14 protein-coding genes and 1 other RNA gene are annotated in these 19808 nt (G+C 65.1%); 9 read left to right on the top strand and 6 right to left on the bottom strand.

Annotation, left to right across the window (positions count from 1 at the left end):
- Positions 1–112: 112 nt before the first annotated feature.
- The 3 genes from ACO076_RS11015 to ACO076_RS11005 all read right to left on the bottom strand — a co-directional run bounded on the left by ACO076_RS11015 (position 113) and on the right by ACO076_RS11005 (position 2728).
- Complete coding sequence (locus ACO076_RS11015; RefSeq protein ID WP_421722879.1) at positions 113–637, bottom strand: dihydrofolate reductase; 525 nt, start codon at positions 635–637, stop codon at positions 113–115.
- A 6-nt stretch (positions 638–643) separates the two neighbouring features.
- Positions 644–1438: a thymidylate synthase gene (locus ACO076_RS11010; RefSeq protein WP_421726719.1), complete on the bottom strand. Its 795-nt coding sequence runs from the start codon at positions 1436–1438 to the stop codon at positions 644–646.
- A 90-nt stretch (positions 1439–1528) separates the two neighbouring features.
- Entirely contained in the window at positions 1529–2728 is a 1200-nt protein-coding gene (locus tag ACO076_RS11005; protein ID WP_421722878.1) for a multidrug effflux MFS transporter, read from the bottom strand.
- 155 nt (positions 2729–2883) lie between these two features.
- On the opposite strand from ACO076_RS11005, the gene ssrA reads away from it, so the two are divergent.
- From ssrA to ACO076_RS10980, 5 genes are all read left to right on the top strand, one after another.
- Positions 2884–3245, top strand: a transfer-messenger RNA (tmRNA) gene (gene ssrA / locus ACO076_RS11000).
- A 41-nt stretch (positions 3246–3286) separates the two neighbouring features.
- Positions 3287–3901, top strand: a complete 615-nt coding sequence (locus tag ACO076_RS10995; protein WP_421722877.1) for an SspB family protein — start codon at positions 3287–3289, stop codon at positions 3899–3901.
- Between the two features lie 5 nt (positions 3902–3906).
- Positions 3907–5337, top strand: a complete 1431-nt coding sequence (gene fumC / locus ACO076_RS10990) for a class II fumarate hydratase (RefSeq protein ID WP_421722876.1) — start codon at positions 3907–3909, stop codon at positions 5335–5337.
- On the top strand, positions 5337–5525 hold the full coding sequence (locus ACO076_RS10985) for a DUF4169 family protein (protein WP_421722875.1): 189 nt from the start codon (positions 5337–5339) through the stop codon (positions 5523–5525). Before fumC ends, ACO076_RS10985 begins: the two co-directional genes overlap by 1 nt.
- 12 nt (positions 5526–5537) lie before the next feature.
- Positions 5538–5759: a ribbon-helix-helix domain-containing protein gene (locus tag ACO076_RS10980; protein ID WP_421722874.1), complete on the top strand. Its 222-nt coding sequence runs from the start codon at positions 5538–5540 to the stop codon at positions 5757–5759.
- An 18-nt stretch (positions 5760–5777) separates the two neighbouring features.
- Here the strand turns inward: ACO076_RS10980 and ACO076_RS10975 are convergent, their stop codons facing one another.
- Together ACO076_RS10975 and ACO076_RS10970 are read right to left on the bottom strand one after the other, a co-directional pair.
- A complete protein-coding gene (locus tag ACO076_RS10975; protein ID WP_421726718.1) occupies positions 5778–11339 on the bottom strand; it encodes an AsmA-like C-terminal region-containing protein in 5562 nt (1853 codons plus the stop codon).
- A gap of 55 nt (positions 11340–11394) precedes the next feature.
- A complete protein-coding gene (locus ACO076_RS10970; protein WP_421722873.1) occupies positions 11395–12810 on the bottom strand; it encodes an FAD-binding oxidoreductase in 1416 nt (471 codons plus the stop codon).
- A 184-nt stretch (positions 12811–12994) separates the two neighbouring features.
- On the opposite strand from ACO076_RS10970, the gene ACO076_RS10965 reads away from it, so the two are divergent.
- On the top strand, positions 12995–13924 hold the full coding sequence (locus tag ACO076_RS10965; RefSeq protein ID WP_421722872.1) for a DMT family transporter: 930 nt from the start codon (positions 12995–12997) through the stop codon (positions 13922–13924).
- A gap of 51 nt (positions 13925–13975) precedes the next feature.
- A complete protein-coding gene (locus ACO076_RS10960) occupies positions 13976–15607 on the top strand; it encodes a chloride channel protein (RefSeq protein ID WP_421722871.1) in 1632 nt (543 codons plus the stop codon).
- Positions 15608–15631: 24 nt separating this feature from the next.
- Here the strand turns inward: ACO076_RS10960 and ACO076_RS10955 are convergent, their stop codons facing one another.
- The gene (locus ACO076_RS10955; RefSeq protein ID WP_421722870.1) at positions 15632–16342 is read right to left on the bottom strand and encodes a transporter substrate-binding domain-containing protein; all 711 of its coding nucleotides are present in this window, start codon (positions 16340–16342) and stop codon (positions 15632–15634) included.
- Positions 16343–16498: 156 nt separating this feature from the next.
- Here ACO076_RS10955 and ACO076_RS10950 point away from each other — a divergent pair, with 156 nt between their 5' ends.
- Positions 16499–19072 carry a UvrD-helicase domain-containing protein gene (locus ACO076_RS10950; RefSeq protein ID WP_421722869.1) on the top strand — a complete coding sequence of 858 codons (2574 nt, stop codon included), beginning with the start codon at positions 16499–16501 and terminating at the stop codon, positions 19070–19072.
- 32 nt (positions 19073–19104) lie between these two features.
- Positions 19105–19791: an HAD family hydrolase gene (locus ACO076_RS10945; RefSeq protein ID WP_421722868.1), complete on the top strand. Its 687-nt coding sequence runs from the start codon at positions 19105–19107 to the stop codon at positions 19789–19791.
- The last annotated feature ends 17 nt before the right edge of the window (positions 19792–19808 follow it).

The raw sequence follows: 19808 nt of genomic DNA, 5'->3' as shown, positions 1-19808 counted from the left end.
TATCCTAGTGTGGCGCGGGTTATAGGCGACTTGCCTATGGGTTTCAACGCGCCGGCGTCGGGCGAAACCGCCGGATTGCCATCAGATGGTGCTGCACGGGCTTTGTGTCAAATCAAGGACCGGCGGGTGGGGCACGATCGTAGACCACAAATCGCGTCGCTGCCGTATCGCGCTCCCCCGCCGGGACGTCTTCCGACGTCGTCTCCTGCCAGTCTGTCGGGTCGATCGCGGGGAAAACCACGTCTCCGGCTGGGCTCGCTTTGACATGGGTGATGTAGAGTCGATCGGCGGCCTTCATCGCCTCGGCGTAGACGGCGGCTCCTCCGATGATCATGACCTCAGTCACATCGTCGGCGTCGTCACCGGCCAATGACAGCGCCGCCGCGAGGCTGCCGGCGGTCTCCGTCCCGCTTGGCCGGTTTTCGGGACGCGTGGTCATGACGACGTTGCGTCGGCCGGCCAGCGGCTTGCCGATCGATTCGAAGGTCTTTCGACCCATGATCACAGGCTTTCCAATGGTCAGTTGGCGAAAACGTTTCATGTCCGTGGACAGGCGCCACGGCAGTCGTCCATCGACGCCGATCACGCCATTGTCGGCGACCGCGGCGATAATGGCAACGAGCGGACGTTTCGTCACGGCAGCCTACACCGCGACCGCGGCCTTGATGTGCGGATGCGGATCGTAAGCGACCAGGGTGAAATCGTCGTAGACGAAATCGAAGATCGAGCTGACATCCGGATTGATCCGCATGGTGGGCAACGGCCGTGGGTCGCGGGTCAGTTGCAGCCGCGCCTGCTCGACATGGTTGCTGTAAAGGTGGGCGTCACCCAGCGTGTGGACAAAGTCGCCGGGTTTGAGGCCGGTGACCTGGGCGATCATCATCGTCAGCAGCGCGTAGGACGCGATGTTGAACGGGACGCCAAGGAAAATGTCGGCGGAGCGCTGATAGAGCTGACAGGACAGCCGCCCGTCGGCGACGTAGAACTGGAACAGGCAGTGGCACGGCGGCAGCGCCATACGATTGACGTCGCCGGGATTCCAGGCCGTGACGATCAGCCGGCGCGAATCCGGGTTCGTGCGAATGCCGTCAACCAGGTTTCGAATCTGGTCAATCGTCCCGCCATCGGGTGTCGGCCAAGCGCGCCATTGGGCACCGTAGACCGGGCCGAGATCGCCGTTTTTGTCCGCCCACTCGTCCCAGATCCGGACCCCGTTGCGGTTGAGGTAATCAACGTTGGTGTCGCCGGCGAGGAACCACAGCAGTTCGTGGATGATCGATTTGACGTGCAGCTTCTTGGTGGTGACCAACGGGAAGCCGTCGGCGAGGTCGAAACGCATCTGATAGCCGAAGACCGATCGCGTCCCGGTCCCGGTCCGGTCGGTCTTGACCGCCCCGTTTTCAAGCACCAATCGCATCAGGTCGAGATACTGCTTCATACGTTGCGCAAGGCTCACCCAGCGAGAATCGGCCTAGGATACCACGCTGCTGACGGCTGCTCACGAGCCGGCGGCGATCTCCACAGGCTCTTACTCCGCGGGCACCGGCTGGGGCGGTGGACTGCGTAACAGCGACCACGCGAGCCCTGCGGTGATGACGCCACAGACTGCCATCCCGACCACCATCGGCAGCGGCGATCCATCGGCGAATACCACGACCAGAGCTGTCATCGTCGCTCCGGCCAGCATTTGTAGGGTTCCGAGCAGTGCCGACGCGGTGCCGGCTACCGGTCCGTGACGATCGAGGGCCAGCACAGCAGTGGACGGCATGACAAAGCCGAGCGCGCCGAAGCTTGCGAACAGCATCGCCCACAAAAGCACCAGGCCCGCGCCGACGGTGATCGTGATGACGAACAGCAACAGCGTCAACGTCGCGAACACTGTCGTCGCCACGAGGACGACCCGTGCCAGACCGAAGCGCGCGCCAGCCCAGCCATTGAACTGGGCAAAACCGATAAATGCCACCGCATTGCTCGCGAAGATGAAGCTGAATTGCAGTGGCGTGAGGCCGAAGTAGTCGATGAAAAGAAACGAGGCGCCCGTCAGGTATATGAAAAACGATGCGATGCCGAAGCCACCAATCATGGTGATGCCGATGAACGCTGAATCGCGCAAAACGCGACCGTAGCCGGCAAGAATGTCCTTGGCATTGCTGGCCATCTGCCTCTCCGGCGGGCGAGTCTCCGGGAGAGCGAACGCTGCGAGCGCCAGGACGGCGAGACCGACGCCGGACACAGTCCAGAAAATCGCCCGCCACCCGATCGCCTCGGCGACCAAGCTGCCGGTCAGTGGCGCCAGCATCGGCGAGACACTGAATACCAACATGATAAGTGACATCAGCCGGGCGGCGTCCGGACCGCTGTGCAGATCGCGAACCACCGCGCGGGGTATCGTCATACCGGCACACGCGCCGACACCCTGCAGGAACCGCATGGCAATCAGCGTCTCGATGTTGGGAGCCAGAGCGCAGCCGATCCCGCCGATCACGTAGAGAGTCAGGCCCACGAACAGTGGCCGGCGACGGCCGTAAATGTCGGCCAGCGGCCCGTATATGACTTGACACAAGCCGACCGCGACGAAGAACGCGAGGACGCTCGCTTGGACAGCCCCGGGATCGGCAGCGAGGTCGCTACCGATCGCCGGCAACGCCGGCAGGTACATGTCGATCGCGAAGGGTCCGACGGCGCTGAGCAGGCCGAGAACGACCGCGGTGCGCGCAAAGCGAGCCATGGAACGACCTTGAGTATCGCGGATGACGATCGAAACGGCGCACGATGGGCAGCTGCCGAAGCGCCCTGTCGCCAGACAACACCGTACTAAACGCTTGGCGGACTGAAAGCCACCCTCGACATCCACCGGTTCGCGGTCAAAGCCCGAAACGCCGCCGGCTTCCCATCGCGGCCCCGAATCCCTATATTCCTTAGCGCTGGAGTGATCCAGCTATGGCGATAAATGGCCATCGTAATAAGCTCTGCGGACCCGGGGGCAGTACCCGGCGCCTCCACCAGAGCCCGTCAGGACAGACAGCGGGTTCCGGTGGGGGCGAAATAGGATCGACGAGGGTGTAAAGGGTGAGCTTTCGCTCGGTATGGTACCCGCCGTTACCGGGCCAAACATATAGTTGCCAACGACAACTATGCAGAGGCTCGCCTCGCTGCGTAATGCAGTGATGCTACCTCATCTCAAGTCCTTGCGATTTGCATCGTAAGGCGGGGTTCGGAGGCACCTGGCAACAGAAGCCTCCACTTCGACTTCGGGGTCGCCAGGCTCCAATCGGTATCGGGGTCCATGGCTGAAGATCATATTCGCTACGATATCCTTGCACAGGACGCGCTACGCGGCGTTGTCCGCAAGGTGTTATCGGAAGTCGCCCGCACCAGTCTGCCGGGCGAGCATCATTTCTTCATCACATTCGCCACCCACGCGCCGGGCGTCCGCATCTCAAGCCGGCTGCTGGAACAGTATCCGGAAGACATGACGATCGTCATTCAGCACCAGTACTGGGATCTGGCCGTAACCGAGCACGCCTTTGATGTTGGTCTATCCTTCGATGGCATCCCGGAACGACTGCACGTCCCGTTCACCGCGATAAAGATGTTCGCTGACCCATCGGTACGCTTCAGCCTGCAGTTCGAGATCGCGTCCAAGCCGGGCGCCCTGCCTGGCGAACGACCCCAGGTCCTCGACGAGACCGAACAGAACCAGGACGCGGTCGATCAGGTCGAAACGGCGCAGACGCAAGAGCCGACGCCGCTTCCGGTACCCGCGGCGGAGGCTGGCGAAACACCCCAGCCGGACAACAGTCCCGACGAGGCTGACGGCACGGAAACCGCCGATGAGGCCGAGGCCCAACCGGGCGAAGCAGAGGTGGTCAGCCTCGACGCCTTCCGCAAGAAGAACTGAATCCCATGGGTAAACGGTCCCACTTCCAGCCGCCACGCGATGCGACAGCGGCAACCCGCACCGAGTCCGACACCTTCGGGCCGATAGAGGTCCCGGCCGACCGCTACTGGGGTGCCCAGACCGAGCGGTCGATCCGCAACTTCCCAATCGGTGGCGAGCGCATGCCCGAGCCGGTTGTTCGCGGTCTCGGCATCATCAAGCGGGCCTCGGCCGAAGTGAACATGGACCTCGGGCGCCTTGATCCGACGATCGGCAAGGCAGTCGTCGACGCCGCCCAGGAGGTGATCGAAGGCAAACTCGACGCTCACTTTCCGCTGGTGGTCTGGCAGACTGGATCGGGAACCCAGTCGAACATGAACGCCAACGAGGTCATCGCCAATCGCGCGATCGAAATCCTCGGCGGTGCCCTCGGGTCCAAGGACCCAGTGCATCCCAACAACCATGTCAACATGAGCCAGTCGTCCAACGACTGCTTCCCGAGTGCGATGTACATCGCCGGGGTGGAGGAAATCGTCCATCGGTTGATCCCCGCGCTGCAGAAGCTGCGCAACGCGCTGAACGACAAGGCCGAGGCGTGGCGCGACATCGTCAAGATCGGTCGTACCCACACCCAGGACGCGACTCCGCTGACCCTCGGCCAGGAGTTCTCCGGCTACACGACGCAGATTGAGAACGGCATCGCCCGCATCGAGATGACGTTGCCGAAGCTGATGGAACTCGCCCAGGGCGGTACCGCGGTCGGCACCGGCCTCAACGCACCGGAAAGCTTCGCCGAGCGGGTCGCGGACCGGGTCGCCGCCATCACCGGTCTGTCCTTCACCTCGGCACCGAACAAGTTCGAAGCGCTTGCCGCCCACGACGCGATGGTATTCACCCACGGCGCCATCAACACGGTCGCAGTGTCGCTGTTCAAGATCGCCAATGACATTCGCCTGCTCGGCTCAGGGCCGCGCGCCGGGCTTGGCGAACTGGCGCTGCCGGAGAACGAGCCCGGCTCGTCCATCATGCCCGGCAAGGTCAACCCGACTCAGAATGAGGCGATGACCCAGGTCTGCGTCCAGGTGTTCGGCAACAATACCGCGATGACCGTGGCCGGAAGCCAAGGACACTTCGAGCTCAACGTGTACAATCCGGTGATGGCCTACAACCTTCTCCAGTCGACCGACCTCATGGCGGAAGCGGCCCACGCGTTCACCGACAACTGCGTCGTCGGCATCGAGCCCCGCCACGACAATATTGCCGCTGGCGTGGAGCGCTCCTTGATGCTGGTGACCGCCCTTGCCCCGAAGATCGGCTACGACAAGGCCGCCGAAATCGCCAAAACGGCTCACAAAAACGGCACGACCCTGCGCGAAGAGGCGACGCGGCTCGGCTACGTCACCGCGGAGGAGTTCGACGCCATCGTCCGTCCGGAACGGATGATCGGACCAAGCTGATGGCCGCGAAGATCGTCAATCTCCGCCGAGCGCGCAAGGCAAAGGCGCGCCGTGACAAGGAGTCCAGGGCTGAAGCAAATCGGCAGTGGCACGGATTGTCGAAGATCGAACGTCGCGCGCTCGAAGCCGAGCGCGAGAAGACAGCGCGCCATCTCGACGAGCACCGCCGCGATACCGACGACGCCTAGCATGCTCGGTCGATGAAGCGGTCGATCACCATCGCCGGCCACCGCACCAGCATCTGGATCGAAGACCCGTTCTGGCATGCGCTCGGTGAGATCGCATCGGAACGCGGCGAAAGCATCGCAACGACAATTGCATCGATCGACCGCGGGCGGTCGCCGACGGGCAATCTGTCATCGGCGATCCGCGTGTTCGTTCTCGATCACTATCGGCGCGCCCCAGCCTCGGGCAAGCCGTGACCGCTTTCTGTGGTGTTGTTAGTTCGCCGTCGTCGGCGTGATCACCAGCGGACGGGCGTCGGTCGGCAGCACCGGGACGACATCGATCAGCGGAACCGGCTCCACGGTCGTCGTCGCCGTGTCACGATCGGGCCTCAGCCGTGGGATGATCGGCGGGTTGTCGGAAATCGGGATGACGTCGCGCTCCGACGCCCTGTCGCGCGCCGCGTCGCCGCTGTCGAGCGCGGCGTCGGTCGGTGTCGAGTCGCCGTCGGTCCCCCCGGCGCGACCCGTCGCCGAGCGCTCGATCGGCGGCCAACCATCAGGTAGAGCCGCCGCCCGTTCCGCCGCGTCTTCGGCGGCAGCCCGCGCGGAAGCCGCGGTTTCCCTCGCTTCCGCCGCGCTCGCGCGCGCTGCTTCGAGAGCGGCGAGAACCTCCTCGGCAGCCCCAAGCGCGCCAGCCTCTGCCTGTCGTTTCTCGTCCACCACAACCGTCGCCTCAGCCACCGCCTGATTGGCGGAATCCAGCGCGTCGCGGGCCGCAGCGAGCGCCGTTTCGGCTTCCGTTCGTTGGGCTTCCGCTGTCGTTAGGCGTGCCTTCGCGGTGGTCGCTGCTTCGTTCGCGGAGGTGAAGGCTGCAGCGGCTTCGGCACGTGCGGCCTCCGCTTCGGCGACAGCGGCCTCGGCCTGCGCCACGTCTTCATCGGCGGCGGCAGCAACGGCGGTCGCAGCTTCCACCTCCGACGCTGCTTGATCCGCACGATCCCGCGTTTCCGCGACCAGCCGTTCCGCCTCTTCGACCGCCGCATCCGATGTCGCCACTTTCGATTGGGCGGCCTCCGTCTTGGCCGACTCCGACTCGACGGTGGTCCCGGCTGCAGAGGCCATAGCCGTCGCGACCTGCGCCTTTGCCTTCGCTTCAGCAGCGGCTGCACGCGCCGCGTCGGTAGGGGCGACCAGCGAATCGGCCTCCTCCGACGCCTGGATTGCCGCCGTGCGCGCCGCCTCGAGCGCTGTCGTGGCATCGGCGACCCGATTCGTCGCCTCGGCCGCCGACAATTCCGCCTCGCCCAATGCTGCATCGACCTCGGTCGCTTCCGCCTCGGCCTCGCCCAATGCCTGTTGGGCAACTTCCAGGGCGTCCGTGTTATCGACCGGCTCGCTTTCCGGTGCCAGCGTGACTTCCGCGACTAGCCGTGCAAGCTCATCGCGAATCCGTTCTTGGGTCTCGGCAATCGCGTCCCATGCCTCGCGGGCATTCTTGAGCCGGTCATCCGCAACCAGCGCTTCGCGCTCCGCATCGGCGAGTTCCGCCTCCGCCGTTGTGATTGCTGCTTCGGCTTGCTCCGCCAGACTCTGCGCCGCGGCAAGTGTCGCTTCCGCGACTTGGGCAGCCGCTTCCGCTTCCTCGGCCCGCTCCTTGTTCGTGGTTGTCCCAGTTTCCGCTTCGACCCGTTTGGCGATCGCCGCCTCCTCGACCTTCAACTGAACCGTGAGCGCGGCAGCAGCAGTGACGGCTTCCTCCGACACCGCCTCCAGAGCCTCCGCGGCGGCGTCTGCCTGATCCGACAGCTCGTCGGCATTGGCCCTGGCCCCATCCAACGACGCGCGAGCCGACGCCGCGGTGTTCCGCGCGGCTTCAGCGGCGGCCGCCGCAGCATCGTATTGTCCAACCGCGGTACTCTCACGTTCGCTCGCCGAGGCAACCTCGGCGTCGGCATTGGAGACCGCTTCGGCGGCTTGTGAAACAGCTTCTTCAGCATTGGCCAACTGCGACTCGCCATCGACGACCGCTTGTTCCGCTTCGGCGGCGGCTTGCTCAACCGATGCAAGATCGCGGTTCGCACTGGCAAGCGTTTCGCTGGCCGCCGTTTGAACACCTGCCGCACCGGCGGCCCGCTCTGTGGCAAAATCAACTGCCTCCTCGGCCTCGGCAGCGCGCGCCGCCGCCGCTTCGGCTGACGCGGCGGCTTCGTCGGCCTCGTCAATCGCTGCGAGCTTCGCCGTCCGCGCCTCCGTCATTCGATCCCACCAGGCAACGCGCTCTACCTCCGCCGCGGCCGCAACGTTGATGCCACGCTCCAGTTGAAGCCCGTCGATATTGGCAGCGGCAATCTGTCGGGCTTCGCGCGCCAGTTGCTCCTCCCGTTCGCTGCGTGCCGCGTCCTCCTCAAGCTTGCGCCTAAGGCGATTCAGCCGTTCACGCTCCAGCCGCGCCTCTTCTTCCAGGATCAGGATTTGCTGAATCCGCGCTTCCTGCCGAATGTTGAGGTATGAGTTGAACTGGAGCACATCAAACAGCCGCTCCGGCGAACCGATCGGGCCGCGAAACACCAGACCAACTTGCGGCGGTGGGCCTTCGTCCTCAACGTCGCCGGACTCGAGCGTCAGCGTCCAGTCGCTGTCGATCTCCAGAGTATTGAGGTCAATCGCGGCGCTTCCAGTCGTCCCGGCCGCATCCGTCGCAACGGCTATGTTCTGTATCCGAACCGTCCCCGCAGCAATCGAGAACGCCGCCTCGGCCGCGCTGAAGGCCAGTGACCCGCCGTCGATGTAACTGGCAAACAGCTCGCGGAGCTGATCCTCGTCGAACTGTTGTCCGCGATCAGACGCCCGAATGACCAGCGTGGCGGCACGCGGATTGACATAGCGCGCTTCGCCGTCAGTGACCGCCAACGTCCCCCCGCCCGTCAGGGATGAGATCAGGCCCGCGGGTGACCGACCGGTTGCTTCGAAATCCGTCGAAAAGTCGAGCGTTCCAGTCGCCACCGCTCGGCCCGCCCGGCGCCAGATCACCGAATCGAGCGACGCGCCGACAAGACGAACCCAACCCGACACGTTCGCATTGCCGCCGACATTCCCGATCGATAGGCCGCCGACGACGCCTCCGCCGATCATCTCACCGGACTCCAGCGCGATGTCGACGCTGTTCGGCTCCAGGGCGAGTTTGAGCGTCGCGTTGGCGACATCCAGCGTGTTGTCGATGATCAGACGACGCGTTGTCACTTCCAGGTCCGCCGCCAGCCCACCGTAAACGGGTTCACGGAACGGCTCCCGCGACCAGGGCTCCTCGGAATTCTCACTAGGCGCCGGCGCAAAGCCCAATCCGAGGGACGCGAGCCACTGCAAGTCAACCGATGCCAGATCGAGCCGCCCGTTGTCGATCTTCAACCCTCCGGCCGAGCCTTCGGCCAGTCGCAAAGCGCCGGTGACCCGCTGGCCAGCAATTTGGCCGTTCGTCCACGCTAGGTCGGCGGACGCCCCCAGTGTCGCAACATTGCCGGCGATCTGGACACGGGCGCCGGACTCGGTCCCAGGGACCGTGACACCGAACAGCCCGAGCAGCGGCGCCGCGTCCTCGACTTCGAGGGCATAGGCGCCTTCGAACTTCGGCGGCAGATCGGCGGGGAGGATGAGCGTTCCCCCGGTCTCGAACTTGAGATTCCCGAAGGTGACCTTTCCTTCAGCGTCGAGTCCAATCTCCGGGACACCCGATGCTTCGAAGTCGATCCGCGCGCCGCCGATTTCCACATCGCTGGCGTCGAGCCCAGCCTGTCGCGCCACGGCGACGGCATCGTAGGACGTTAGCGAGCCGGCGATCCGCACCCCGCCGGATCGCCATTCGGTTGGCGCACCAATCAGCTCAACGGTCGTGTCGAAACGCGACGCGCCGGCCGAGCCTCGAATGATCAGCTGGGAGTTGGGCGCTCCGTTCTCGGCGAAGGAATCAATCGTCATCGACACGGTCGTCGCTTCGAGCGCCGGCGCCGTGCGCATCAGCCACTGCGAAAACTGAGTATCCGGCGCCAGGCGGTCGACGATCCGGGCCAGACCGATGAGCGAACTTGCGGTGAGTTGCGCCTCAAGCCGACCCAGCGGTTGGGTCAGCACGTCCTCGATCTGCCCACGGGTAACCTCGAAGTTCGCACCGCCGATATCACCGATGATGATGCCGTTGACGGTCAGGTCGTTGTCGGCAAAGGCAGCATCGATCTGGACGTCCCGCATGGTGACATCCTCGGTGGCAAGTTCGCCGGCGACCAGCTTGATCGCGTAGCTGTCTGCAATGGCCGCCGCGTCCGACAGATCGCGGCCGCCGAGGAGTTCAGCCAACGCCCGTATCTGGATGAAGTCGAGGCGATCGGCCCGCAAATCGGTCCGCAGGCTTCGCGTGTCCGAATCCCCGGACCGCGACCACGAGAAACCGCCCGCGACCGTCGCGTTGTCGATCCGGGTCGTCATGTCCTCGACGGCGATGCTGCCGGGCGTCACGGTCGCCCGGCCGGACAGCTCGAACGGCGCAAGCAGCCGGCCGGCACCGTCCTGACTGCGACCACGCCACCAGGCCGCAAAGGTAGCCGGTTGCCCGACCGCCAATCTTACCAAACCGCCGAAGCCGACCTGCTCGCCGGTCGACAATCTGCCGTCGGCCTGGAACGCAGCCTGCCCAGGAAGCCGCGCCTGCAATCCCTCGATCCGCCAGCCATAATCTTCGGGCCGGGCGCGAAACTTCACGTCCTGAATGACGTTTCCGCCAACCACAATGCCCGGAACGTTGAAGCGGACTTGTCCCGGAATGGTCGGCACCGGAATGCCGGAGAGCCATTCGACAAAGCGGTTTGCCGCGGCGCCCACTTCCACCGGCTGGGTGGGACCAGCCCCAAGCGACCGGTCGAGGTCGAGTTGGCGCGCTTGCATAGTAGCTTCGAAGCGAGCCTCTTCGCCGAGTTCTATGATCGCCGATCCGGCAAGGCTCGACGGTCTGTCTGGCGGCCCTTCGGAGAGGATCGCCTGATCGATCGCCAGCCGATCGCGGGTCAGAACGAAGCTGCCCTCGCTCCGCCAGCCAGTCGCATCGCCCACCCGATTCCCATCCGATATGACGATTTGGGTGAGATCGTAGGTGCCGGTATAGGACGGCCCGTCGGTCCCGCCTTGAACTACCCCGTCTGTCGATACTGCTATCGGCCATTGGCCTGGCGTGGCATCGAAGCGGACTCGCAGTGAACCGTCCGCCTCCCGAACGCCGGTCGCCACCGTAAACTGGACCGGCGTCCCGTCGGTCGCGTAGCTTCCGTCGATCCGCCAGGGTCCGGCAAGCGAGCGCGCTTCGATCGTCGCGCGTATATCCGCCAGGGTCACCGCGGCGCCAGCACCGGCGTCCGTGTAGATGATCGTACCGTCGGTGATCTGCACCCCGGACAAGACGACCGCCTGGGGATCGAGTGTCCGTGAAGCATCCGACCGCAGCAGCCAATCGACCTGACCGACATCGTCGACCGAGACGCGCACGGTCGGCCGGTCCAGTTCCATGGCGGTGACCCGAATCTCGCCCTGCAGCAGCGGCATCAGCTCGATGGTCACAGCGAACCGCTCGACCGTCATCATTGGCTGGCCCTCGGTGTCGCCGACCTTGACATCGGTGAAGGTCAGCGACGGCGCGGGTAGGATCGACGCATCGGCCGATCCATGCACGCGAACAGGCTGGCCGAGAATCTTCTCCGCCTCCGCCTCGAAGGTCGCCTTGTAATCGTCCCAGTTGATGAACCAAGGAGCGATCAGCGCCGTGAACAGCGCGATCACGACAAGGCCACCAACAATGATGTAGAGCCGGTTCAGCTTAGGTCTCCTTCCACGAGTCGCGCCCCGGCAGTTTCTACGGTACGGTCACGATCTTGCCCGGATTCATGATGTTGTCGGGGTCGATCGCTCGTTTGATGGCCCGCATCACATCAAGCCCCTTGCCGTGCTCCGTCTCAAGATACTTCATTTTGCCCTGACCAATGCCATGTTCGCCGGTGCAGGTCCCGTCCATGGCGATCGCTCGCATGTTCAATCGCCCAACGAACGCCTTTGCACGGCGAACCTCATCAGCGTCTTTGACATCCACCAGCATCGTAACGTGGAAATTGCCATCTCCGACGTGACCGACGATCGGGGCAACCAGGCCGGTTTCCTCGATATCCGCGGCCGTTTCGCTGACGCACTCGGCCAATCGAGAGATGGGCACGCAGGCGTCTGTCGCAATGCCGCTGGCGCCGGGGCGCAATCCCGACACCGCCCAGTAGACGTCATGCCGGGCTTTCCAAAGGCGGCTGCGCGCCTCTGGCGTCGTCTCCCAAACGAAAGTTCCGGCCCCGTAGTCGGCTGCGATCGCACCGAATGCTTCGGATTGCTCCTTCACCGAAGATGGCGTTCCATGGAACTCGAGGAACAATGTCGGCGTCTCCTCAAGATCGAGCTTGGAATAGGCGTTACACGCCTTGATCTGGAGGGCATCAAGTAGTTCGATCCGCGCCACCGGAATGCCGGTCTGCATAGTCATGATGACCGCCTGGCAGGCATCTTCAATGGTCTTGAACGGGCACACGCCCCCCGAAATCGCCTCCGGCAGACCATGGAGCCTGAGCGTGAGTTCGGTGATGACGCCGAGCGTGCCTTCCGATCCGATCAGCAGGCGGGTGAGATCGTAGCCGGCGGAGGACTTCCGCGCGCGGTGACCCGTCTTGACCACCGAGCCATCCGGCATCACCGCGGTGAGGTTGAGTACGTTGTCGCGCATTGTGCCGTAGCGCACGGCGTTGGTCCCCGACGCGCGGGTCGCAGCCATGCCGCCTATCGACGCCTCAGCCCCTGGATCGATCGGAAAGAACATCCCGGTGTCGCGAAGGTAAGCGTTGAGGGCCTGATGGGTGATTCCCGGCTCGACCACACAATCGAGATCCGCATCGTGAACCGCCACCACCTGATCCATCCGGCCGAGATCGATCGACACGCCACCGCCCGGTGCGTTGACGTGACCTTCGAGCGAGGATCCGGCCCCGAACGGGATGACCGGCACCCGGTGGTCCGCGCAAATCCGAACGATGTCGACGACATCGTCGGTCGATTCAGCGAACACCACCGCATCCGGCGGCTGGTTGGCGAGCCACGTCAGGGTGTGGCCATGTTGCCGCCGTGCCGCTTCGGACTTAACGAAACGCTCGCCAAACCGCTGCGCAAGGATGGGGAGAGCCACCGCTATTCCTGCGTCGTTGCGTGCAACAGGTTCGACCGCGACTGCAACTGTCATGGCTTGGGCGGGGCCTCCTGGTTCTGGTTGTCGGATGGACGTTACCAAGTGGCCGATTTGAGCCAAAGCGCTAATCAACGCGGATTCTCAATATTTCGAAACGCCGCCAAGCCCGATGGCAAGAAACGGGATGTCGTTGGCACCGATCCGACATAGAATCGACGGCCACGGGGATTCCAGCCATATGCCGCCAACCGTCCACCAGACGATGACCCCTTCGGAATGGGCACTGCTGATCGCACTGTCGGTTCTGTGGGGCGGCTCTTTTCTCTTCATAGCCGTCGCGGTCACCGAGCTGCCCCCCGTCACGGTCGTTGCCGTTCGGGTCGCGATCGGCGCCGCGCTACTTTATCTCGTCGTTCGCGCAGTCGGTAGGCAACTGCCAACCGGCCTCCCGATCTGGGCCGCTTTCGCGGGTATGGGCATCCTCAACAACGTCATCCCGTTCAGCCTGATCGCCTGGGGCCAGACCCAGATTCCGGGCGGCCTGGCGTCGATTCTCAATGCCACCACGCCCTTTTTCACCGTGATCGTCGCGCACCTCTTCACCCGCGACGAGCGCATGACCTTTGCTCGCGTGATCGGCGTCATCATCGGGTTTGGTGGCGTGGCCATCATGATGGGCGTAGACTTGCTGGCCGACGTCGGCCAGCATCTATGGGCCCAACTCGCCATTCTCGGCGCGGGGCTGAGCTATGCGCTCTCGGCAGTTTACGCCCGACGTTTCTCCCGACTCGGTCAGCCGCCGCTGGTTTCGGCCGCCGGCCAGTTCATCGCCGCGGCGGTGATGATGATCCCGCTGTCGCTGGTCTTCGATCACCCCTGGTCCCTTCCGGCACCAAGTTGGCAGGTCGTCGGCAGTGTCGTCGCGCTCGGGGCGCTCTCCAGTTGCCTCGCCTACATCATCTATTACCGCATCCTCGCCACGGCCGGCGCGGTCAACCTGATGCTGGTGACGTTCCTCGTTCCGGTGAGTGCTATCCTGCTCGGATCGCTGGTTCTCGGCGAACGCCTGTCGGCGCACCATTTCCTTGGCATGGCCGCGATCGGCTTCGGCCTGGCGGTGATCGACGGCCGGCCGCTGGCGACCCTGCGCCGGCGTCTCGCGGCCTGAGCGAGCACCCGATTGCTTGAGCCGGAGGATGGGGACCGCTAGTGGTGGCGGATGCTGCCGCGGATTCCCATCCTAGCCCGGACCTTTCGCCAGTGGACGGTCCCCAACCTCAAGCAGTTCGCCGACGACCGCCAGCCGGTGGTTTGGCTGCTGGCGCCACTCGTCGGGCTGGCGACCGGCATCGCCGCGATCCTGTTCCGGCTGGCGATCGGGGCGGTGCAGTGGCCCTGGCTGCAGACGATAACGGAGAACGTGGCCGAAGCCGCCCGCGCCCAGCCGTGGTGGGTGCTCCTCCTCGCCCCGGCCGTCGGTGGCCTAGTCGTTGGCCTGATCCTGCAATATGCGCTCACCGCCAAGCGCACCGGAGCGGTTCCCGACGTGATGGAGGCGCGAATCCATGCCGGCCGCGGCCTCGGTTTCCGCCAGGGGCTGATCAGCGCGGCGGCGAGCGCCGTTTCTCTCGGCTCCGGCGCCAGCGCCGGCCGCGAGGGACCGATCGTCCACCTCGGCGCGGTGATCGGTACGACGCTCTGCCGCAAGCTGCATCTGCCCGACGCTGCCCGACGCACCCTGCTCGCCTGCGGCGTGGCCGGCGGGGTCGCCGCCTCGTTCAACGCACCGATCGCCGGTGTTCTGTTCGCCCAGGAGGTGATCCTTGGTCACTTCGCCGTCGGCAGCTTCGTCCCGCTGGTGCTCGCTTCGGTGATCGCGACCATCGTTTCGCAGGCATGGTTCGGCGACGTCGCCGCCTTCACCGTGCCCGCCTACCAGATCACCTCCTATCTTGAGATCCCGGCCTTCATCCTTCTCGGCGTCATCGCCGCCGTCGTCGCCATCGCCTTCCAGCTCGCAATGATCACCACCGACTGGATCGCCCGCAATATCTCCATGCCGCTGGTCGCCCGGCCTGTGGTCGGCGGCCTGCTGATCGGCGGTCTGGCGATCTGGTTCCCCGAGGTACTCGGCGTCGGCTACGACACCACCGACGCGGCACTGAAGGACGAACTGCCGCTCGCCATGATGCTGGCGCTGATCGTCGCCAAGACCGCGGCGACCGCGATCGCGCTGGCGTCGCGCTTCGGCGGCGGGGTATTCTCGCCGGCACTCTATCTCGGCGCGATGACCGGCGGTGCCTTCGGCCTGATCGCCGCCTCGGTGTTTCCCGCTTTCGGATCGAGCGAGGGGCTCTACGCCATCCTCGGCATGGGCGCGGTCGCCGCGGCGGTGCTTGGCGCCCCGATCTCGACCATCGTCATGGTGTTCGAGTTGACGGGTGGCTTCGCCCTGTCGCTGGCGCTGATGCTCACCGTGTCGATCGGCAACGGACTCTCCTACGCGGTGCTCGGCCGTTCGTTCTTCCAGGCCCAGCTTGAGGCACGCGGTTACGTGGTCAAACGTGGGCCGCACCAGGTGCTGATGAAGCAGATCGTTGTCGCCGACTTCATGACCCGGATCGGCGATGGTGAGTCGAGCGACCTGCCGGAGGACGCGGGCGAGACGGTGCTCAACCCGACCGACACGCTGGAGACAGCGTTGCGCGTTTTCGATTCATCCGGTGCCGAACGGGTTCCGGTGGTCTCACCCGGCGACCGCGACCGCCTCGTCGGCTGGGCGACCCAGGTGGCAGCACTCGCCCGCTACAACAAGGCGCTGATCGACACCAGCGTCGAGGAGCACCAGTAGGGGTCCGTCCGCTTACTCGAACGTTTAGTCCTCGCTCTCCCCCTTTTTGTTCCTCGCCAGCCAGGCGTTAAAGGTGTCGCGCAGCGCCGCTTCGTCCTTGCGGAACAGGAAGACCTTGTCGTCGTGGGTGTACGGTCGGTCGGGATGGACGGCGCAGAGCCCCTCGCCCTGGTCCTGCTTGTAGACCGCTTCGATCGCGTCGGTGAACATGACGTCGGCCCGGTCCTCCAGCAGGTAGGTGAAGGGGAGCGTGTTGTTGGGGACGATGATGACCACGGCAGCGTCGATCTCGTTCAGCGCGAACTGCTCGTTGGTGCCGCCGCGATTGGTCACCACCCGAGTGTCCGGCGTGTCGATGGCGGCCAGCGTCGCATGGGTGCCTTCCTCGCCGCAGCGCACAAGGGCAACCTTGCCGGTGACGCCGACCGGATCGGACACGAGCGCCTGTTCCGCCCGCTGCGGTGTGCGCGAGATGCCGCCGGCCGCCATCTGGAACTTGCCGGCGATGAGATCGTCCATCAGGGTCGGCCACGTGGTCGGCACGAAGGTGACGGTGTAGCCCTCGGCCGCCGCGAAGGCGTCGACCATGTCGATGGCGCGGCCGGCGAAGGTGGTGGTATCGGCATCGTAGCTGGTGAGCGGCGGATAATCGCCGGCGGTGCCGACGGTGAGTGGCTCGTCGGCGAATGCCGGCGTCGCGGCGAGCAACAGGGTGAGTGCGATCGTAAAGCGCATGGGTGGGGTCCGATTGGGGCGGCGATCCGGTTGCAACGCTAGCACGGCGGTCATGACAATGCCGACACCGCGCCCCTTCTTCCGCCCCTCGAACCGCCCCACATGTTGCTATAGTGTTCTCCGACGTGAAAAAGATTCGGGACTGAGACGCGGCCCGTGACTGGTTCCTCAGCCAAGAAAGCCATGCCCGACCCCCAGAACAACGGAGCGTCCGGTGCGCCCGGCGACCCCGGCTATGACGACGCCTATGCCGGGCATCTGCCCGAGCATGCGGTCGACCCGGACGCTGCCGGCGAAGGTTGGGAGCCGCACGAGACGAACGACGCCGCGCCGTGGGACAACAGACCGTCCGATGCGGCCGGCGACGGTGCACCTCCCGCCCGGCCCGCCGGCCCCGGCATCGCTGCCCGTGCCATGGGCGCCCGCCGCGATACGAGCTACCTCGACCGGCTGAACCCGGAGCAGCGCCGCGCCGTCGAAACCCTCGACGGGCCGGTGCTGGTGCTCGCCGGCGCGGGCACCGGCAAGACCAGCGTGCTCACCACCCGCATCGCCCATCTGCTCGCCACCGGCCGGGCGCGGCCCTACGACATCCTCGCCGTCACCTTCACCAACAAGGCGGCGCGGGAGATGAAGACGCGCGTCGGCCACCTGATCGGCGGCGTGGTCGAGGGCATGCAGTGGCTCGGCACCTTCCACTCGATCGGGGCGCGGATGCTGCGCCGCCATGCCGAACTGGTCGATCTCAAATCCGACTTCACCATTCTCGATACCGACGACCAGATCCGGTTGATGAAGCAGCTGATCCAGGCCGCCGGCATCGACGAGAAGCGCTGGCCGGCGCGCCAGCTCGCCGGCTGGATCGACTCGTGGAAGAACAAGGGGCTGACCCCGGACAAGGTGCCCGTCGCCGACGCCCACGCCTTCGCCGACGGCCGCGGGGTCAAGCTCTACGCCGCCTATCAGGCGCGGCTTAAGGTGCTGAACGCCGCCGATTTCGGCGACCTCGTGCTCGAACCGCTCCGCATCCTCCAGGCCCATCCGGATGTGCTCGCCGACTATCACCGCCGCTTCCGCTACATGCTGGTCGACGAATATCAGGACACCAATGTCGCTCAGTACCTGTGGCTGAGGCTGCTCGCCCAGGGCCACCGTAACATCTGCTGCGTCGGCGACGACGACCAGTCGATCTATGGCTGGCGCGGCGCCGAGGTCGACAACATCCTGCGCTTCGAGAAGGATTTTCCCGGCGCCACCGTCATCCGGCTGGAGCGCAATTATCGCTCCACCGCCCACATCCTCGGCGCCGCCTCGCACCTGATCGCCCACAACGAAAGCCGGCTCGGCAAGACGCTGTTCACCGACGCCGCCGATCCCGACGCCGATAAGGTGTCGGTAGCCTCGTCATGGGACTCGGAGGAGGAAGCCCGCGCCGTCGGCGAGGAGATCGAGCAGCTCCAGCGCCAGGGTCATGTGCTCAACGAGGTGGCGATCCTGGTGCGCGCCTCGTTCCAGATGCGTGCCTTCGAAGACCGGTTTGTGACGCTGGGCCTCAACTACCGGGTGATCGGCGGCCCACGTTTCTACGAGCGCCAGGAGATCCGCGACGCGCTCGCCTATTTCCGCGTCGTGGTGCAGCCGGCCGACGATCTCGCCTTCGAGCGGATCGTCAACACCCCACGGCGTGGCATCGGCGACACCACCGTACGGCTGCTGCACGCGCGGGCGCGCGCCGAGTCGATCCCGCTCACCGAAGCCGCCGCCGAGATGGCCGAGACCGACGAGATCAACGCCCGGGCACGGACATCGCTCAGGCAGCTGCTCGCCCAGTTCGACCGGTGGCGCGAGCAACTCGCCGCTCTGCCCCATACCGAACTTGCCGAGATCATCTTGGAGGAGTCCGGCTACACCGAGATGTGGCAGGCGGACCGCTCGGCGGATGCGCCGGGGCGGCTCGAAAACCTCAAAGAGCTGGTCCGCTCGATGGACGAGTTCGAGACGATGGGCGGATTCCTCGAGCACGTGTCGCTGGTGATGGACGCGGACGCAGAGGGGTCCAATGATGCGGTGTCGATCATGACGCTGCACTCGGCCAAGGGGCTGGAGTTCGACACGGTATTCCTGCCCGGCTGGGAGGAAGGGCTGTTTCCCTCGCAACGCACCCTTGACGAAAGCGGCCGCGCCGGACTGGAGGAGGAACGCCGCCTCGCCTATGTCGGCCTCACCCGGGCGCGCAAGCGCGCCTATGTCCGCTTCGCTTCCAACCGTCGGATGCACGGCTTGTGGCAGACGTCGATCCCGTCGCGCTTCCTCGACGAATTACCGGAGCACCATGTCGACGTGGTCGAGGAAACCTCGTCCTATGGCGGCTATGGCATGAATAGCTACGGCGCCAGCCGCTTCGACCTGCGCGATCCGTTCCAGAACACCTACGACACCCCCGGCTGGCAGCGGGCGCAGAAGAACAAGGGCCGCGGCGGCAGCGACGAGGCCTCGATGGGCGGCTACGGCACGTTCTCGGGACCGAAGTCGACGAGCAAGATGATCGAGGGCGAACTGGTCGCCAAGAGCGTCATCGGTGGAACGTCGGAGTATTCAAAGGGCGAGCGGGTGTTCCACCAAAAATTCGGCTACGGCCAGATCGCCTCGATCGACGGCAACAAGCTCACCATCGATTTCGATAAGGCCGGCCGCAAGCGGGTGCTGGACAACTTCGTCGAACGGCATTGAGGGGTCGTGCCGACACCTGCGCGTCCACTCTCATGATCGGCGCCGTCCTGTTCGACCTCGACGAGACACTGTTCGATCGCACCGGATCGCTTCGCGACTTTCTTGCGGATCAGCATCGCCGGCACGCGCCGCTGCACGGTGCTGGACCGGAGGATTATGTCGAGACGTTTCTCAAGTTGGACCGCCGCGGCAAGACAGCGAAGTCGATCGTTTATCCGCGGCTGCTGGAGGCGCTCGGCGTCGCCCAGCCGAGCCTGCCATCAGTGTTGAACGACGAGTACGAGCAGGATTTTTGGCGGTTCGCCCGGGCGTTCGACGGCCTGGAACAATTGCTGGCCGATCTCGATCGTCGCCGGCTCCCTGTCGGCATTGTCACCAACGGCCGGACGCGCGGCCAAACCGCGACGATTTCCGCCCTGTCGCTCGATCGCCTGTCGGGGACCTGCCTGATCTCCGAGTCGGAGGGCGTGCGTAAGCCCGACCCCGAGATGTTCCTGCGGGCGGCAGCGCGCCTCGCCGTCGATCCGACCGACTGCGTGTTCATCGGCGATGATCCGCACGCCGATATCGTTGGCGCCAAGCAGGCAGGGATGCGGACCATCTGGTTCTCGAATGGCGTCAGCTGGCCCGAAGATCTACCGGAACGCGCGGACGCAGACGCTTCGTCCCTGCCTCAGGTTCTCGATGTCCTGGATGGGTGGCTGCCTTTAGAAAGGTAACCGCGCTAGGCGGAGTA

The sequence above is a fragment of the Bauldia sp. genome (genome assembly GCF_965232525.1).
Taxonomy (GTDB): Bacteria; Pseudomonadota; Alphaproteobacteria; order Rhizobiales; family Kaistiaceae; genus Bauldia.
This window is presented reverse-complemented; position numbering and strand designations above follow the sequence as displayed.

Excerpts from the sequence above, each read along its gene's own strand:
- fumC (WP_421722876.1), top strand. The coding sequence starts at position 3,907 with ATGGGTAAACGGTCCCACTTCCAGCCGCCACGCGATGCGACAGCGGCA.
- ACO076_RS10970 (WP_421722873.1), bottom strand. The coding sequence starts at position 12,810 with ATGACAGTTGCAGTCGCGGTCGAACCTGTTGCACGCAACGACGCAGGA.
- ACO076_RS10985 (WP_421722875.1), top strand. The coding sequence starts at position 5,337 with ATGGCCGCGAAGATCGTCAATCTCCGCCGAGCGCGCAAGGCAAAGGCG.
- ACO076_RS10965 (WP_421722872.1), top strand. The coding sequence starts at position 12,995 with ATGCCGCCAACCGTCCACCAGACGATGACCCCTTCGGAATGGGCACTG.
- ACO076_RS10995 (WP_421722877.1), top strand. The coding sequence starts at position 3,287 with ATGGCTGAAGATCATATTCGCTACGATATCCTTGCACAGGACGCGCTA.
- ACO076_RS10955 (WP_421722870.1), bottom strand. The coding sequence starts at position 16,342 with ATGCGCTTTACGATCGCACTCACCCTGTTGCTCGCCGCGACGCCGGCA.
- ACO076_RS11010 (WP_421726719.1), bottom strand. The coding sequence starts at position 1,438 with ATGAAGCAGTATCTCGACCTGATGCGATTGGTGCTTGAAAACGGGGCG.
- ACO076_RS10980 (WP_421722874.1), top strand. The coding sequence starts at position 5,538 with ATGAAGCGGTCGATCACCATCGCCGGCCACCGCACCAGCATCTGGATC.
- ACO076_RS10945 (WP_421722868.1), top strand. The coding sequence starts at position 19,105 with ATGATCGGCGCCGTCCTGTTCGACCTCGACGAGACACTGTTCGATCGC.
- ACO076_RS11005 (WP_421722878.1), bottom strand. The coding sequence starts at position 2,728 with ATGGCTCGCTTTGCGCGCACCGCGGTCGTTCTCGGCCTGCTCAGCGCC.
- ACO076_RS10960 (WP_421722871.1), top strand. The coding sequence starts at position 13,976 with ATGCTGCCGCGGATTCCCATCCTAGCCCGGACCTTTCGCCAGTGGACG.